Origin of the sequence: Cellulosilyticum sp. WCF-2 (assembly GCF_003990395.1) — a bacterium.
Taxonomy (GTDB): Bacteria; Bacillota; Clostridia; order Lachnospirales; family Cellulosilyticaceae; genus Cellulosilyticum; species Cellulosilyticum lentocellum.
Genome location: NZ_CP034675.1, coordinates 2698280 through 2715312 on the forward strand (window position 1 = coordinate 2698280; position 17033 = coordinate 2715312).

14 protein-coding genes and 1 riboswitch are annotated in these 17033 nt (G+C 33.2%); of the genes, 10 read left to right on the forward strand and 4 right to left on the reverse strand.

The window, feature by feature from the left end; translation table 11 throughout:
* The 6 genes from EKH84_RS11990 to uraA all read left to right on the forward strand — a co-directional run bounded on the left by EKH84_RS11990 (position 1) and on the right by uraA (position 7171).
* Positions 1 to 489 (forward strand): pyridoxamine 5'-phosphate oxidase family protein, encoded by a 489-nt coding sequence (locus EKH84_RS11990; RefSeq protein ID WP_127066485.1) that lies wholly within the window; start codon positions 1 to 3, stop codon positions 487 to 489.
* A 277-nt stretch (positions 490 to 766) separates the two neighbouring features.
* Positions 767 to 942: riboswitch (Lysine riboswitch) on the forward strand.
* 113 nt (positions 943 to 1055) lie between these two features.
* On the forward strand, positions 1056 to 2594 hold the full coding sequence (locus EKH84_RS11995) for a Na+/H+ antiporter NhaC family protein (protein ID WP_127066486.1): 1539 nt from the start codon (positions 1056 to 1058) through the stop codon (positions 2592 to 2594).
* A gap of 195 nt (positions 2595 to 2789) precedes the next feature.
* Positions 2790 to 3431: a hypothetical protein gene (locus tag EKH84_RS12000; protein WP_330547539.1), complete on the forward strand. Its 642-nt coding sequence runs from the start codon at positions 2790 to 2792 to the stop codon at positions 3429 to 3431.
* Between the two features lie 250 nt (positions 3432 to 3681).
* Positions 3682 to 4755, forward strand: a complete 1074-nt coding sequence (gene ytvI, locus EKH84_RS12005) for a sporulation integral membrane protein YtvI (RefSeq protein ID WP_127066487.1) — start codon at positions 3682 to 3684, stop codon at positions 4753 to 4755.
* A 242-nt stretch (positions 4756 to 4997) separates the two neighbouring features.
* A complete protein-coding gene (locus EKH84_RS12010) occupies positions 4998 to 5729 on the forward strand; it encodes a GAP family protein (RefSeq protein WP_127066488.1) in 732 nt (243 codons plus the stop codon).
* A gap of 143 nt (positions 5730 to 5872) precedes the next feature.
* A complete protein-coding gene (gene uraA / locus EKH84_RS12015) occupies positions 5873 to 7171 on the forward strand; it encodes a uracil permease (protein WP_013656987.1) in 1299 nt (432 codons plus the stop codon).
* Between the two features lie 87 nt (positions 7172 to 7258).
* On the opposite strand, the gene EKH84_RS12020 is transcribed toward uraA, so the two are convergent.
* Together EKH84_RS12020 and EKH84_RS12025 are read right to left on the reverse strand one after the other, a co-directional pair.
* Positions 7259 to 7981, reverse strand: a complete 723-nt coding sequence (locus tag EKH84_RS12020; RefSeq protein WP_127066489.1) for a P-II family nitrogen regulator — start codon at positions 7979 to 7981, stop codon at positions 7259 to 7261.
* A complete protein-coding gene (locus EKH84_RS12025; RefSeq protein ID WP_127066490.1) occupies positions 7981 to 9525 on the reverse strand; it encodes a DUF1538 domain-containing protein in 1545 nt (514 codons plus the stop codon). The genes EKH84_RS12020 and EKH84_RS12025 overlap by 1 nt, the downstream gene beginning before the upstream one ends.
* A gap of 934 nt (positions 9526 to 10459) precedes the next feature.
* Between EKH84_RS12025 and EKH84_RS12030 the strand changes: the two genes are divergently transcribed.
* The 4 genes from EKH84_RS12030 (at position 10460) to EKH84_RS12040 (ending at position 14590) form a co-directional block, all read left to right on the forward strand.
* Positions 10460 to 11059, forward strand: a complete 600-nt coding sequence (locus EKH84_RS12030; RefSeq protein ID WP_127066491.1) for a TetR/AcrR family transcriptional regulator — start codon at positions 10460 to 10462, stop codon at positions 11057 to 11059.
* Positions 11060 to 11215: 156 nt separating this feature from the next.
* Positions 11216 to 13150, forward strand: a complete 1935-nt coding sequence (baiCD, locus tag EKH84_RS12035; RefSeq protein WP_127066492.1) for a bile acid Fe-S flavoenzyme BaiCD — start codon at positions 11216 to 11218, stop codon at positions 13148 to 13150.
* A 181-nt stretch (positions 13151 to 13331) separates the two neighbouring features.
* The gene (locus EKH84_RS22060; RefSeq protein ID WP_190283316.1) at positions 13332 to 13469 is read left to right on the forward strand and encodes a hypothetical protein; all 138 of its coding nucleotides are present in this window, start codon (positions 13332 to 13334) and stop codon (positions 13467 to 13469) included.
* A gap of 197 nt (positions 13470 to 13666) precedes the next feature.
* Positions 13667 to 14590, forward strand: a complete 924-nt coding sequence (locus tag EKH84_RS12040) for a diacylglycerol/lipid kinase family protein (protein ID WP_127066493.1) — start codon at positions 13667 to 13669, stop codon at positions 14588 to 14590.
* Positions 14591 to 14723: 133 nt separating this feature from the next.
* On the opposite strand, the gene EKH84_RS12045 is transcribed toward EKH84_RS12040, so the two are convergent.
* Positions 14724 to 15278: a TIGR01440 family protein gene (locus tag EKH84_RS12045; RefSeq protein WP_013656993.1), complete on the reverse strand. Its 555-nt coding sequence runs from the start codon at positions 15276 to 15278 to the stop codon at positions 14724 to 14726.
* A 129-nt stretch (positions 15279 to 15407) separates the two neighbouring features.
* Positions 15408 to 16670 (reverse strand): dicarboxylate/amino acid:cation symporter, encoded by a 1263-nt coding sequence (locus tag EKH84_RS12050; RefSeq protein ID WP_013656994.1) that lies wholly within the window; start codon positions 16668 to 16670, stop codon positions 15408 to 15410.
* Between the last annotated feature and the right edge of the window lie 363 nt (positions 16671 to 17033).

Genomic DNA, 17033 nt, shown 5'->3' on the forward strand with positions numbered 1-17033 from the left:
ATGAGAAAGAAAGATAGAGAGGTTACCAATAAAGAAGAGCTTTTAAATATTATAAGCAAATGTGAGTATTGTAGAGTGGGCTTTTGCTATGATAATATCCCGTATATTGTGCCTATGAATTTTGGTTATACATATGAAAATGATCAACTTGTACTTTATTTCCATAGTGGGCTAGAGGGTAAAAAATTAGAAATGATTAAGCAAAATAACAATGTTTGTTTTCAAATGGACTGTTCTTGCGAACTTGTTCACAGTGATATTGCTTGTAAATATACTATGAAATTTGAAAGTATTATAGGGCAAGGCAAAATGTATATTTTGACAGAGGAACAAGAGAGAATAGAAGCGCTTCAACATGTTATGAAAAAATATGCACCTGATAAAGTTTTCGAATTTGAAGCAAAGCATGCAAGAATCATCCTAGGATTAAAATTAGTAGTAGAAGAATTTACAGGTAAGCGTTCTACCAAGGGTGGAACAGTAGGATAAGAAGCATAAGAACTAGGCCTATTTCTAAATAAGCCTAGTTTTTTAGTTACTCCCAACTGTGTCATAGCCATCTGATACCACTTGATCTAAAATGGGTCCTTAGAAGAGCCTCTCAAATTTCAAAGAAACACATTTTTAGGGATAAGCATATATAAAAAATAATCCCTAAAGTAAATAAAAAAATTCTTTGATATATTTTTAAAATATAAACTTATTGTATGATGCTTTACTTTTTTTAATCTATCGTTTATATTTGTCTAAGCTAATAATTAAATAAAGAGTAGATAGAGGTTGCGGTTTTTAAGAGTAGATTTGCTGAGCTAAGCACGATGAAGCATTTTAAAAGGAGAAGCCGCCGAAATGGATAGTTGATGCTTTAAGACTATCTTGTTGGGGTTATGTAGAATATACATAACACTGTCACGGAGTTATTCGTGGGGAGCTATCATGACGGACGGTTAATATAGAATAAGTAGTTTTATTCTAAATGAAAGATGACAAAAGTCTTGAGTGATATGCTCAAGACTTTTTTTATTAGACTATAAAGACAGAATGGAGACTCACACATGGACGCAATTGATGTAGGCTGGTTATCGATTTTACCACCTGTTATCGCTATTGTATTAGCGTTAATAACAAAAGAGGTTATTTCCTCATTAATTGTAGGTATTTTTTCAGGAACACTTATTTATGCCTTTAGTACAGATGGCGGTATTGTTAAAGCAACAGATGTAACCCTTACCCTTATGGGAGAAAAATTAGGTGATAATGCATCGATTATTTTATTTTTAGGATTTTTAGGGGCATTAGTAGCTGTTATTACTATGGCTGGTGGTTCTAGGGCTTACGGAGAATGGGCAGGAAATAAAATTAAAACTAAAAAAGGGGCACAGTTAGGAACTTCTCTTTTAGGTACCTTAATTTTTATAGATGATTATTTTAACTGTTTGACAATTGGTACAGTAATGAGACCAGTAATAGATAAACATCATATTTCTAGAGCAAAGCTAGCTTATATTATTGATGCAACAGCAGCACCCATTTGTATTATTGCACCTATTTCTTCTTGGGCAGCTTCAGTTATTTCTCAAATGAATGGGTTAGAAGTGAATGGGCAAGCACTTAATGGAATGGAAACTTTTATGGCAACTATTCCTTATAACCTTTATGCAATTTTAACTTTAATCATGGTGGTTGTACTTTGTGTTACTAATATTGAATTTGGTCCTATGGCAAAGTTTGAAGAAGAAGCTAGAAATAATAAAGGTAACTTAAGTGTCGGAATGGATCAAGAAGGTGGAGATGAGTTTGCTCGTATGAAAATCTCTTCAAAAGGAAGCGTATTTGACCTTATTATCCCTATTGCAGTACTTATTATATTTGCTATCTTATCAATGCTTTATATTGGTGGTTACTTTGAAGGTGGTATGACGCTGGCAGAGGGCTTTGGAAATACAGATGCAGGTATTGCACTTGCTATTGCCGGTTTTGGTGCCCTTGTTGTTGCTTTTGTTCTTTTTGTACCACGTCAAGTTTTAGATTTTAAAGAGTTTATGGAAGGGATTACAATAGGGGTTAAATCCATGGTAGGAGCCTTTATTATTTTAACATTGGCGTGGACTATTAGTGGGGTATGTAGAGACTTATTAGGCACAGGTGAGTTTGTAGGTGAGTTGGTAAGACAATCTCATATGCCAGCGGCTCTTATTCCTGCCATTGTTTTCCTTGTGGCAGGGGCTTTAGCTTTTGCTATGGGAACATCATGGGGAACTTTCGGTATACTGATTCCTATTGTTACTATGGTTTGTGGTTCCGTTGCACCAGAGCTTGTAACAGCAGCGCTTGCCGCTACACTAGCTGGAGCTGTATTTGGAGATCATTGTTCCCCTATTTCAGATACAACAATTCTTTCTTCGACGGGAGCTGGCTGTAAACATATTGATCACGTTTCATCACAAATTCCGTATACTTTAGTGGTAGCAGCATGTTGTTTTGTAGGTTATTTAATAGCAGGGTTTACAGCTAATGTGTGGTTAACACTTGGAAGCTCTATTGCATTATTAGGTATTATTCTTGCTGTATTAGGTAGAAGAAATAAAAAATAAAACAAGAGAAGCACCCTATTAAATAGAGCATCATGAAAGAGATGTGTTTATTCAATGGAGTGCTTTTTATTTGCGAAAAATATAAAGAATAGGCTTATCAAGTACTTTTAAATCAATGCCTATTTTCAAATACTGAATAGAACTAATACGTTTTGAATAAACTAAAATCAAATTTTTATTTAAAGGAGTTAGACTATGATGAAGAAGTTTTTTAATACGTTATTAGTGTCGCTGTGTGTAATCGCGTTATTTTTTACACCTCTTAAAGCTGAGGCTTCAGAGAAAGCTTTATCTTGCAATAAAGCTGCTTGTGAGTTAAGGATGCTAGAAAGAGACCTTTGGGTTGATCATGTGTTATGGACAAGAAGTTTTATTGTTAGTGATCTTGCTTCTCTAGAGGATAAGGAAGCTGTGGCAGAAAGGCTGTTTAAAAATCAAGATGATATTGGTAATGCTATTAAATCTTTTTATGGAGAGGAAGCAGGAAATAAACTTGCAAGTTTACTAAGAGAACATATAGCGCTTGCAGGACAAGTTACTGATGCAGCTAAAAGTGGAAATAATGCTGATTTAAAGAAATACAATAAACTGTGGTATGATAATGCAGATCAAATAGCAGACTTTTTAAGTGCAGCTAACCCTAATTATTCTAACCAAGCACTAAAAGATTCTCTTCATAAACATTTACAGTTTGTTACAGATCAAGTTGTAGCTAGGCTAAGTAAAGATTGGAAAGGTGATATTAAGGCTTTTGATGAGGGAAAAACACATATGATGCATTTTGCTGATATGCTTACTGATGGCATTATCAAGCAATTTCCTCAAAAATTTAAATAGATAAATGGATAGTTTAGCTTGCTTAGGTAGATGCAATATAAAATAGATAGGAGTAGTAAGCATTTGCTTGCTACTCTTTTTTGTCTAAATAAGAAAAATAGGTATAAAATTTAAGAAAAATAGCATTTAAATATTTGTAAAAGTATAAGTGTATAGTATAATTGTCTAAAGATTTAAAATGGTTAGAGGGATGAAGTAACTATCCAACTAAGGAAAAATACTTAAACTATATAGATGAGGGAGAATGCTTGTGGATACAGAAAAGAGAAAAAGTTTTATAATTAATTTTGGTTATTATTTTATTATTATTGGAATGGTTTTTATCGTATTAAAGTATGGATTGCCTTTTATTGCCCCGTTCGTTAGCGCATTTGTTATTGCGTTCTTGCTAAATAAGCCGATTACTTTTTTAGCTAAAAAGTGTCATGTGAATCGTACATTGATAGCAATTGCTATAGTATTGGTATTTTATAGTATAATAGGTATTTTATTTGCGCTTCTCGGCATTCGGTTGTTTGTTTTTGTAAAAGAGCTTTTTTCCTACTTACCTAATTTATATGCAACAGAGATCCAACCATTTTTGATGCAATTATTTGATTCACTAGAACATTATATCTCAAAAATGGATGTTTCCTTATTGCCAGCTATGAACGAATTTTCAAGTAATGTAGTACAGTCACTAGGTGAACTCATTTCTAGTTTCTCTATGAAGATGATAGGTGCTATTTCTAACTATGCATCTTCATTGCCAGGTTTTTTTATTAGGATTTTATTTACCATTATCTCCACCTTTTTCTTAGTAATCGATTATAAGAAAATAACAGCATTTCTCTTACATCAGTTAAAGGATAAGCATCAAAAATTGATGATTGAAATAAAAGACTATGTAGTCAATACATTATTTAAGTGTATCTTATCTTATGCTTTAATTATGTGTATTACCTTTGCAGAGTTATCTGTTGGTCTGAGTATTATTAGAATTGAAAATGCAGTATTAATTGCGTTTGTTATATCTATTTTTGATATTTTACCAGTACTTGGGACTGGTGGTATTATGATTCCCTGGACCATTATAGCAGCGCTTCAAGGAAATTATTCGTTGGCATTAGGTCTCCTTATTGTATACATTATCATTACTATTATTCGTAATATACTAGAACCTAAGATTGTGGGAAGTCAAGTAGGTTTGCATCCACTAGTAACCTTAATGTCATTGTTTGTGGGGGCTCAATTATTTGGTGTACTTGGTTTGTTTGGACTTCCTATCACTTTATCATTATTAAAGAATCTCAATGATAAAGGAACGATTCATATCTTAAAATAGCAAGAGGCTTTTGAGATTGAGCCATTTATTTTTAATAATAAATGGATGAGTGTTTCATTTTGCTAATCAATTGACAATGTATAAAAAGCGTGCTAATATATACCATATTTAAATAAGGGTGAATATGTTTTATCGCCGGGTAAAACATATAAAAAGCACCAAGATGATCATATCGTTAGGCTTTAGATATGATTATCTTGGTGCTTTTTTTATAAAAATTTATTTTGAGGAGGAAGTAGAGCATGAGCTTAGTTTTAATTCTTACAACTATCATTACCAGCGCTGCGGATAGTTTAAATCCAGTAGCCATTACTCAGCAATTTGTATTGCAAAGCCTGGTTAAAAAGCCAAAGCATATATGGTTTTTTATCTTAGCTACAGGTGTCACCAACTTTACTGGTGGGCTAATGGTATATTATGGATTAGTGGCTATTGTTTCCACATTATTTACCACAGTTTTGCTGACACATCAGCAAAACCTACTTATTTTAGAATTGATTGCAGGCATTATGATGCTTATATTAGCATGCTATGTCGTCTTGGACCAGAGGATTAAGTGTGCTATATACAAGGGACAACTTCAAAACGAAGACAATCAAGAGATGAAAGATCAGCAAATAATAGCTGAAAAAATCAAATCTGTTTCTCCTATTGCACTAATAGTATTAGGTGTTTTGGCGACAATTACAGAGTTGGCAACAGCTTTGCCTTACTTTGCTTTTCTTGCCGTATTACTGAATTACAAATTGACATTTTTACAAGTCATTTCAATTTTGTTACTTTATAATTTCATTTATTCATCCCCGCTGATGATGTTATATTTTATTTATAGGAAAAAGCAGGTATTGTTTGATAAGCTTTACAAGTTGATAAAAAAGAAAGTAACCAAATGGGCTTCAGTCATTATACCTACCTTATTTATAATAACAGGAATTGTTTTGTTATTTCATTCTATAAGGATGTTGCTGAGATAAAAGACAATAGGTCACAATAAAAACATATTATTTTTAAAAAAGTTTAAAAAATATGTAAAAATATATTGTGTATTGTCCGTATTAATGATATAGTCTATTAGGTTTTAATTTAGTCCAGAGAGGCTAAAAAAGGAGGAGATACTATGTCAGATTTAGAAGTTTCAAGTAATACCGTTATTAAGGTGGATGTTCAGGAAAAAGTACCACTTTTAAAGGCCATTCCCTTAAGCCTTCAACATTTATTTGCTATGTTTGGGGCCTCTGTTCTTGTTCCTATTTTGTTCAAAATTGATCCTACTACAGTTTTGTTTTTTAATGGAATAGGTACTTTGTTTTATGCCTTTATTACAAAAGGAAAAATTCCAGCTTATCTAGGTTCTAGTTTTGCCTATTTAGCACCAAGTTTTTTACTTATGAGTCAAGGCTATGATTTTCAAACGATTCAAAGTGGGTTCTTTGTTTCTGGTCTTGCTTTTGCTCTTGTTGCTACTATTATTTACTTTACAGGAACCAAATGGATTAACAAACTTTTTCCACCTGCTGCTATGGGTGCTATCGTAACAATTATTGGTCTAGAACTGGCACCTACTGCCGCTGATATGGCAGGTTTTGCTGTAGGAGGCTCTAATAATCCTGAGGTGACTAATATGACATGGGTTATTATTTCCATGGTAACACTTGTAACGGTTATTTTATGTAATGTATTATTACGAGGATTTTTAAAGATTATACCTATACTTATTGGGGTTGTTGTTGGCTACATAACGGCTTATTTTATGGGTGAGGTTAACTTTGAAGCAGTACAAAAAGCAAATCTTTTTGTTGTACCAGCAATTAAATTAGCAAAATTTGATACAACTGTTATTATGAGCATTTTACCAGCAACCTTCGTTGTTATTGCAGAACACATTGGTCATTTAAAAGTAACAAGTAGTATTGTGGGACGAGACTTAGCTCAAGATCCAGGACTTCATCGTTCACTTTTAGGAGATGGTTTATCAACTGCTTTTTCTGGATTATTTGGTTCTGTTCCAACGACTACTTATGGTGAAAATATTGGGGTTATGGCCCTTACAAAAGTATATAGTGTTTATGTTATTTGTGGTGCAGGTATTCTTTCTATTTTATTAGGATTTTCTGGAACACTTTCTGCACTTATTATAAATATTCCAACACCTGTTGTTGGCGGGATTAGTTTACTTTTATTTGGTACCATAGCAACTTCAGGTCTTAGAACATTTATTGAAGATCAAGTGGATTTTTCTAAATCTAGAAATCTTATTCTTACTTCAATCATTTTTATTATAGGACTTAGTGGCATAACCGTTGCTATTGGCCCTGTAAGTTTAAGTGGTATGGGGCTTGCTACTATGGTGGCTATAATTTTAAGTCTTTTATTTATGCTATTTGATAAATTAGGTATTATGAATGAGCCACAATAAATATTAAACAAAAAAATAGCCAGTGGATGAAGCATTTTCAACCACTGGCTATTTTTTTGTATTCGTTTATTATGATAAAAGTATAAGCTATTCTACGGTTTCTTCTGTGTTAAACTGAGGAATGGCAGTTTCGCTTAAACCGAGAGCACAGTCAACAGGAAGAGAGAAAGAAATACCCCGACCTTCAGTATTAATCCCGGCAGCTTCAGCTATCGCCTTCATCACCTTATTTTTTTCATCCTTTCGAACCACAATAAGAATGACATCCTTCTCAGGCTGAATAGAGATTCCGAGAAACTTTTGAGCTTCCTCACCACCTAGACCAAGAGCATGTATAAGTGTTCCACCTTTAGCACCAGCAGCACTAGCAGCCGCCTTAACCTCGGGAAAATGTCCTTTTGTGATAATGCTAATAATTAGTTCGTGTTGATACCCATCTGCCATATTGAGTTCATCCTCCTTTATTAATTCAGTGTTTTTTGTACTATCTGCTTCCACAATACTTGAAAGAAAACTAGTCATACTTGAAACAGGAACAGAAAAAGCAATTCCTTTTCCTGGTTTTTTTAAGTACATTTTTTCTTCAAGTATAGAGAAAATGCGTTTTGTTCTTTCTGGTGACAGAAGACTAATCATAATACTTTTTTTATTCTCTCCTAAGCCAAGATAATCAAGAATAACGGAATCTGCCATACCATGACCATGAGTAACGATTCTTATAGGAATCTGTTCATTAATGTATATATCTGCAATCTGTTTTCCTCGACTATAATCTACAATCGTAAAAACAGCTCTCATTTGCTTATTCATCAATAATCCTCCTCCACATCATATTCAATAATTTCATCTGATAAAATAATGTTTCCTAGATCTACAGAAAGTGTAATTTCTTTTGAAGCTTTAATTTTACTTATAAGACCTAGCATTTGTATTGTTACAAGGGGAGTCATAGCAACAAAAGCAACAATACCAAAAGCATCAGTGAGAATATTTCCACCTATTGCTTCAGAGGCACCTATGGCCAGTGGAAGTAAGAAAGTTGCAGTCATAGGTCCTGAAGCTACACCGCCTGAATCAAAAGCAATTGCTGTAAAAATAGGAGGAACAAAAAAGGTCATAATGAGTGAGAAAATATAGCCAGGAATAAGGATATACCAAATAGATATTCCTGTTATGACACGAAGCATAGAAAGGGCTACTGAGCTGGCTACACCGATAGCCAGGCTATATCCCATAGCTTTACCTTTAATACGGCCTTCGGTTATATCTTCTACTTGTGTTTTTAAAACATGTACAGCAGGTTCAGCAGCAACAATAAAGTAACCTATTATTCCTCCTAGAGGAATGAGAATCCAGTAAAAGCTACTTGTTGCAATTTGATGACCAATAAAATAGCCGATAGTCATAAATCCTACATTAACACCAGTAAGAAAGAGCACAAGTCCTATATAAGTATAGACCATACCAATTGCAATTTTAATTAAGCTTCTTTTATCAAGCCTTAGTGTAGCAAACTGGAAAATAATAAAGAAAATAATGATGGGAAGTATTGCAATAGCAACTTCCTCAAAATAGGTTACAAAAGCATTGCCATAGGCAGAGAGTATTTCTTTGATATTTCCATATTCAGTAACAACGAAGTGTGATGATGTAACACTTGAAGTATCGTTGAAAATACCAAGGATGAGAACCGTAAGAATAGGTCCTATTGAACATAGTGCAACAAGGCCAAAGCTATCTTCTTCTGAGGTCTTGTCGCCTCGAACAGAAGCTAACCCCACACCAAGGGCCATGATGAAAGGAACAGTTATTGGACCTGTTGTAACACCACCTGAGTCGAAGGCGATAGCAATAAAGTTATTAGGAATAAGTGGCGAAAGTGCAAGACCAAACAAAAGTATGTACATAATTATAAGAATGTATGCCAGTTTTACTTGAAGGTAAACACGGAAAAATGATACCACAAGGAATACACCAACACCTACTGAAATGGCAACAATAAGCACCGTGGTATCGACAATAGGAGCAGTGTCTGCTAGAACCCTAAGATCCGGTTCAGCTATGGTCACAATGACACCTAGAATAAAACATATAAGAGCAATAAACCAAACGTTTCTTGATTTAGTCAGATGGGAGCCTATGGATTCACCTATAGCCATCATTGAAATATCTGCACCAAGTGTAAAAAACATCATACCTGCAATCAAAATTACAGTACCAATGAGAAACAAAATGATTGAGTTAATGGGGATATCCACCACCGTAAAACATAGCGCTAGTACTATAGCTGCAACAGGCAAAACTGCAGCTAGTGATTCTTTAAATTTAGTTAGTATTTCTTTTTTCAAATGCATCACCTCTCTGTTTATATTTGACATATCAAGTATATTGTAATCATTATAATAAACTTAGACATAAACTTTTACCTATTCCTAAAAAGATTATCATTTTTTAGCTACGCTGTAATGGGTATTAGCTTTATATAACCCAGTATTTATAGTAGCGTCTTTACCTCTTAATGACTTTTAATAGTAATGTAATAATAGTAGTAGATTTATCCTTCCAAAGCTGATGTATTAACATGAATTATTTTATCTAGGGTATTTCTTTAGCGAAAAAGTGTATTTTTGTTTTTGAAAAATAAGTTGAGGATATGTTTTTAAAACCCAAAATCTTAATACTAAAAATGTTTTAGATAAATATAGAGTTTAAAACTTCTTAAATTAATTAGAATTGAAGAAAGGAGATAATCGTTTTAATACATCTTTAACAGTAATAAACCAAAAGGAATGATAGAATTAAAAACAAATGTAAGATTAGAGACAATCTTTTTATTATTTTTGGTATAAGAAATCTTAAAAGCTTATAGGATAAAATATGAAAGGCATATAGACCTAGTTAATAGGCCAATTGCTTAAGAGGTCTTCCTAGTGTACTGATATGTGTGTTAGGAAAAGATTTTTGTTAAGTTTATACATGATACTATATTAATAGTATAATTGATTTTATAATCCTCTTCAAGAAGTATAAGATAGCCATAGTATATTTTGTATACAAGAATAAAAAAACATACTTAAATTGATATAATTATATATTTTTTACACAAAACAATGAATAAAAATTAGATACGGTATTAAGTAATGAGGTGTACAGAGAAGATAAACTGACCTATAATAAGAGTAAGATAGAAATCCAAAGACAAGAAATAAATTTAAGATAAAAATGAAAAAGTATAAGGATTTAAGTTTCTAAGTTGATGAATCTATGAAAAGGGGTTTTTAATAAATAATGAGAGAATTAAAAAGTGTCGAGGAAAAAATTTTAGATAGAGCATTATATTTAATGGGAAAAAGCGGAACCACCAATGTTCCTATAAGGGCTATTGCAAAAGAAGCTGAAGTAAATGTAAGTGCTATAAATTATTATTTTCGATCTAAAAATGAGATGCTTCAGCAAGTAAAGGAATTTTATATTACGAACACAACGGGGGTGCATTCGATTTTAGATGATGAAGCATATACTGAAGAAGAAAGACTCATTTTATTTGCAAATGAAATTATGGAATATACTTTAAGATATCCAGGCTTAGCAGTTATTTTAAAAGAAGCAGTAAGCTTAAAGGATCAAGATGAACTATCAAAAAGTATATTTGAGGTTACACAAATCATACATCACAAGATGGAACGTATATTAGCACGTATTATTAATGAGGATAAAGAATGTATTCTATATAGCAGATTAATCTTTATGTCTTCTATTATTTATCCAATAGAAAATAGTGAGCTTAGTAGTATAGATATTAATATCCTTTCAACTAAGGAGCAACGAATAAATTATATAAAGCATATTATTAAAGTATTAAAAAATACTTCCTTGAAAGATTGTTAATAATAACAGTCTTCTTTTTTTGTCAAAATTAAAACAAAATGTTTTAAACGTATTGATTTAAAATTTTTAATGATTTATAATTCGGATATAAGTGAATTTAATTTGTTTTGCTTACTATTGTTAAAAAAATAACTAATAGAATAGAGGAGGAATATTATGTCATTTGATCATCTATTTAATCCTATTAAGATTAGAGGATTAGAATTAAAAAACAGAGTAGTATTTCCAGCTATGGGAACTAAAATGGTAACAGAAGATAAGTTTATGACACAACAAAATATTGATTACCATGTTGCTAGAGCATTAGGTGGCTGTGGGTTAAACTTTACAGAAGTGTGTGCAGTTTATGCGCCTGCTTCAGTAAAAAATTTCCTATCTATTGCAGAAGATAAGTATATTCCTGAACTGAAGAAATTTGCAGATGCCATTCATAAAGCAGGGGGAAAAACCGGTGTTCAACTTTGGTTAGGTGGATTGGTCGCACGCTATGATCCAGAAGCAAAAATTGTTATTCCTAGTGATATGCCTATAGGGGGAGGTTTAGTCATCCCCGGTGCTAGTATTGAAACGATAAAAGAAGCTACTCATGCTTTTGGCACGGCAGCTAAACGTGCTGTAGAAGCTGGTTATGACACAGTAGAATTTCATGCAGGGCATAATTATACGCCCCATTCCTTCTTAAGTCCTTATTTCAACAGAAGAAATGATGAATACGGTGGCTCCTTAGAAAACAGAGCAAGATTTTTAATAGAATGTATTAAAGCTATTCGAAGTAATATACCAGAGGATATGCCGTTATTTATGAGAATTGATGCACATGATGACTACTTAGAAAATGGCCTAACCATTGAAGAAGTCATTGCTTTTTGTAAAATGGCGAAAGAAGCCGGTGTAGATGTATTAGATGTATCTAGAGGTAATTTCTCAAGTAAAGCTCTTAAGTATGAAGTGCCATCTATAGACCTTCCTAGAGGTTTTAATGTTGAGAATGCAGCAAGAATAAAAAAAGAAACAGGTATGCTAACTATAGCTGTTGGGCGTATTAATACGCCTGAACAAGCAGATATGATTATTGAAAATAATCAAGCAGATATGGTGGTAATTGGACGTGGGCAATTAGCCGATCCTGATTTTTGTAATAAAGCAAAAGAAGGCAAAGAGGATCAAATTGTACGCTGCGTAGGCTGTAATCAAGGATGCTATGATGGTTTTGTATCAATCGAAAACCCTTACATAACTTGTATGCGAAATCCAGCTTTAGGTAGAGAAGTAGAGTATGCCTTAGTAAAAACAACAGAACCTAAGAAAGTTCTAATAGCTGGAGGAGGAGTAGCAGGTTTAGAAGCAGCTATGACCTTACAGCGAAGAGGACATCATCCTATAGTATGTGAAGCAGCAGCTACACTTGGTGGCCAGTTTGTACTTGCTGGCGCAGCGCCAAGGAAAGAAGAAATGAAAGAAGCAGCTTTATGGATGGGAGAGCAAGCATTAAAGGAAGGCATTGATATACGCTTAGAAACACCAATAACAGAAGCACTTATTGATGAGCTATTACCAGATGAAGTTATTATAGCTATTGGAGCCGAACCTATGTCCTTAAATATTGCAGGTAATGACTTGCCTCATGTAGTGAATTCTCATGAGGTTCTTGAAGGAAAGATAAATGTACAAGGTAATATTGTTATTATAGGTGGTGGGCTTGTTGGCTTAGAGGTTGCTGAATATGCCGAAGAAAAAGCAAAACAAATTACTGTAGTAGAAATGCAAAATGAAGTAGCCAAAGATCTAGGAGAGATACGTAAAATTAGTGTTATAGAAAATATTGAAACAGCAGGAATAAAGACCCTAACACATTCAAAATGTGTGGAAATTAAAAACGAAGTAGTAGTGATTGATAAAGAAGGACAATTAGAAGAAATACCTTATGATTTGGTTGTAGTAGCAATAGGTGCTAAATCTAGAAACTTTGAGAATATAACTACAGCTTGCCATAAAAAAGGTATACCTTATCATATTATTGGTGATGCTGTAAGAGCACGTAGAGCACTTAACTCTGTTGCAGAAGCTGCTGCTGTAGCAAGGCTTATTTAATAACAGAGCATCTAGTGGACGGATTATTATTTCATCAGTAGTATTAATAGAAAAACTGCTGATGAGTACTTAATTTTAAGTATTCATCAGCGTTTTTCACCTTTAATATTTACTCGTTAGACATCATAAATGATAGTTTTTTGGACTGAGACAAATAAAATCAGAAGGGCGAGAAGTCAATATGGCATGTGATACAGTGCTTTTAGCTATGGGATATAGACCTAATATAGAAAGCAGTAAGGCATACGAAGAGCTATGCGAAGTAATACCAATCGGGGTTTGTATACAAGCGGGGAAAATCTATAATGCCGTACATTAGGCATACAAGATAATAAACCAACTTACTTAGTATCTATATTAAAAAGACGACCACGTTTTTAGCAATGTTTAAAAACAATTAATTGGTAGTGTCGGGATTAAGCGATAAAAGTAATTTTTTATGTTTTGAAATAATAATTGAACACATAATTGACATCGCGTATAATAATCGTAATCATAGATTAAGGTGGTGATGAAATGTATCATTTTATTATTAATCCAAAGTCAAAGACTGGCAATGGCTATAAAGTATGGGAAGTTGTAAAGAAGAAATTGGATGAACAAAAGATTGCATATACATACCATCTTACTAAGTATGCGTTTCACGCTACAAAAATAGCTCGAAAACTTTGTAAAGGAAAATTTCAAGCTATTTATCTTATCGTTATAGGTGGAGATGGTACGGTTAATGAAGTTATTAATGGTATTTCAAATTATAAAAATGTGTTTTTGGGCTATATTCCTTCAGGTTCAAGTAATGATTTAGCTAGAAGTTTAAATATTCCAGCTGATCCTATAAAGGCCCTAGAACTTATTTTAAATGCAAAAACCTATCCTTGTTTTGACCATGGCATTGTCAATTTACAAAATAAGACAACTAGTCGCAAATTTAGTGTGAGTTGTGGGATTGGATTTGATGCCTCCATTTGCTATGAGGCACTAGATTCTAAAATAAAAAAATGGCTTAATAGCATTAAGTTAGGAAAGTTAACTTATGCCATCATAGGGCTTAAACAACTCATCACTTATCGCCCTAGTGATGTTACACTTATTTTGGACGAGCATCAGATAAAGCAGTTTAAAAATGTATATATTTTAGCAAGTATGATTCAACCTTATGAGGGTGGAGGATTAATGATGGCTCCTAAAGCTAACCCTAGTGATCAAAAGTTGTCTGTTTGTATTATTTATGATATTAATAAATTAAATGTACTATTTTTGCTACCAAGTTTATTTTTGGGAAGACATAGTCATTTTAACAAAGTGGAGCTGTTTGAGTGTACATCTTTGGAAATCAAAACTAAGGAACCACTTTTACTACATACAGATGGTGAATTTGTAGGTCATTCGAACCACGTTAAACTACACTGTAAAAAGGAGCAGCTACATATGCTTTTATAATTTGTTGTGTGAAGTACTAAAAAATAATCCCTATGTTTATTACAGCATGGATCTAGAAAATAGCTGTAATAACATAGGGATTTAATGTGTCAAGGTATAAAAACGACTTAGATAAAAATAGAAAAACGAAAATTTATAATAGATGTTCATCATAACCAGCACGAATACCACCTATAAATTTAGGCCTTGTTCTAGCAGCTAATAAATTAGCATTGCCAATGTGACTAATACTTAAGCGAAGAGGTACAGCTACCTTTTTTAGATGCATGCCAATAAGGGTGCCACCGATATCTAGACCAGCATCTGCATGAATTTCCTCAAGAGCAACTGGGTTTTTAAAGGTATGATAAGCAGTTGTTGCAAAAGACCCACCAGCTTTAGGTTGAGGTATGACATTAACAATGTCGGCAAAGGGAACGGCTTCACGCTCTATGATAATGGCTCTATTAAGATGTTCACAACACTGTGCAGCAAGATAAATATTTTTTGAAGAAAGTGTGCTGTAAATGCCATTGAACACAGCTTCAGCAGTTTCAAGGCTTGAATGAGTACCAATCTGCTGACCTATTACTTCGCTCGAAGAACAGCCAATAATTACAATATGACCAGCTCGAAGATTTGCCTTTTCACATAATTCTTCTGTAGCTTGTCTAGCTTCATTATAAATTTGATCTATTAAATGGGACATAGTTATCACTCCTTAATGATTATAGTTCGTTAGTTCTTATATTATACGTAGTGCACATAGATTTCAATAAATAAAAAGTAAAAAAAGTGGTAGTTTCTATGAAAAAAATAGGAACTACCACTTCTGTATCTATATTTGTTTGTTATAAACCTTTTCGTCTAATTCATTTTCGCTTTTAGCAATAAGAATAGTACAAACATTATCACCAGCTACATTAATAGCTGTACGAAGCATATCAATAATACGATCAACACCCATAATGAGAGCAATTCCTTCTAATGGTAAATTAACAGAAGCAAGTACCATAGTCAGCATAACCATACCTACACCAGGTACTCCAGCAGTTCCGATAGAAGCTAGTACAGCAGATAAGATGACCATGATATAATCATTGAAACCTAAGGAAATGCCATAAATTTGAGCAATGAACATAACGGAAATCCCTTGCATAATGGCAGTACCATCCATATTAATGGTTGAACCTAGAGGAAGGGTAAAAGAACTCACGCGTTTAGAAACCCCAAAGGATGTTTCAGAGTGTTCTAAAGCCAGAGGTAATGCAGCACTGGAGGAAGCAGTTGATAAACAAATGTTAAAAATAGGTGCGAACTTTTTAAGAAATAAGCTAGGACGCAGTTTTCCAATGAAAAGAAGCATACCCATATAAACAACTAAAAGTTGCAAGCCTAGGCCTATAACAACTGTGACAACATATTTAATAAGTGGCATCAGTGCTGAAAAACCAAAGTTCGCAAAGGTTGTTGAAAGTAGTGCGAATACACCGTAAGGAGCAAAGCACATAATAATCTGCACTAATTTTAAAAGCACCTCATTAGCTGATTCAAAAAGCACAATAAGAGGTTTTGCTTTTTCACCTACCATAGTCATGCTAAGACCTAATAAGATGGCAAAGAAGATAATACCTAATATGTTACCTTCTACAAAAGCAGTAAAAATGTTAGTTGGAATCATATTTAAAAGGGTATCAACAAAATGAACATCAGTAGCTACTGGAGTAGTTGTTAACTCGTTAGCTTGAAGAAGAGCAAGATCAACACCAACACCCGGTTTTAAAAGACCACCGACTAATAAAGCTAAAATAATAGCGAGAGCAGTGGTTAAGGTATAGAAGAAAAATGTTTTACCGCCAATACGACCAATTTTCTTAAGGTCATCTAAAGAAGCTGTTGCATAAACGATAGAGATAAAAACTAAAGGTACAACAATAAGTTTAATTGCGTTTAAAAAGCCTGTGCCCAATAGCTTTAATAAGCCATTCAATAAAATGGTCTGAGTAAACCAGTTTTCTGGTACATGTGAAAGCATAATTCCAAAAACAGCACCTAAAAATAGTGCAAGTAGTGTTTTAGAGGTTAAAGACAATTTTTTCATATGTAAATCTCCTAGCAATATTTTCTGTCAACAATGAAGTGGATTGATTACTTATAAGTTAACATAATTAATAATGAGGTGCAAGGAAAAAATAGATGGTATTTATTTCATTAAAAGATTTTGAAATGTGTTTAAATTATAAATGCCTATAAAATCAAGGATGGTATAAAAAATAATAGTAAATAAATCAGAGAAACAATAAAATAATAGCTATAATTATTCAGACTAATGGTGAATTAAATTGTCAAATGCTGCACCTTTGGACTGAATAGTAAGAAAATAATCAACTACACATAGCTATAAAGCTATATGAGTAGATACTACTCATATTCTATTGTATAATAGCTTAAGAATGGAAACAGG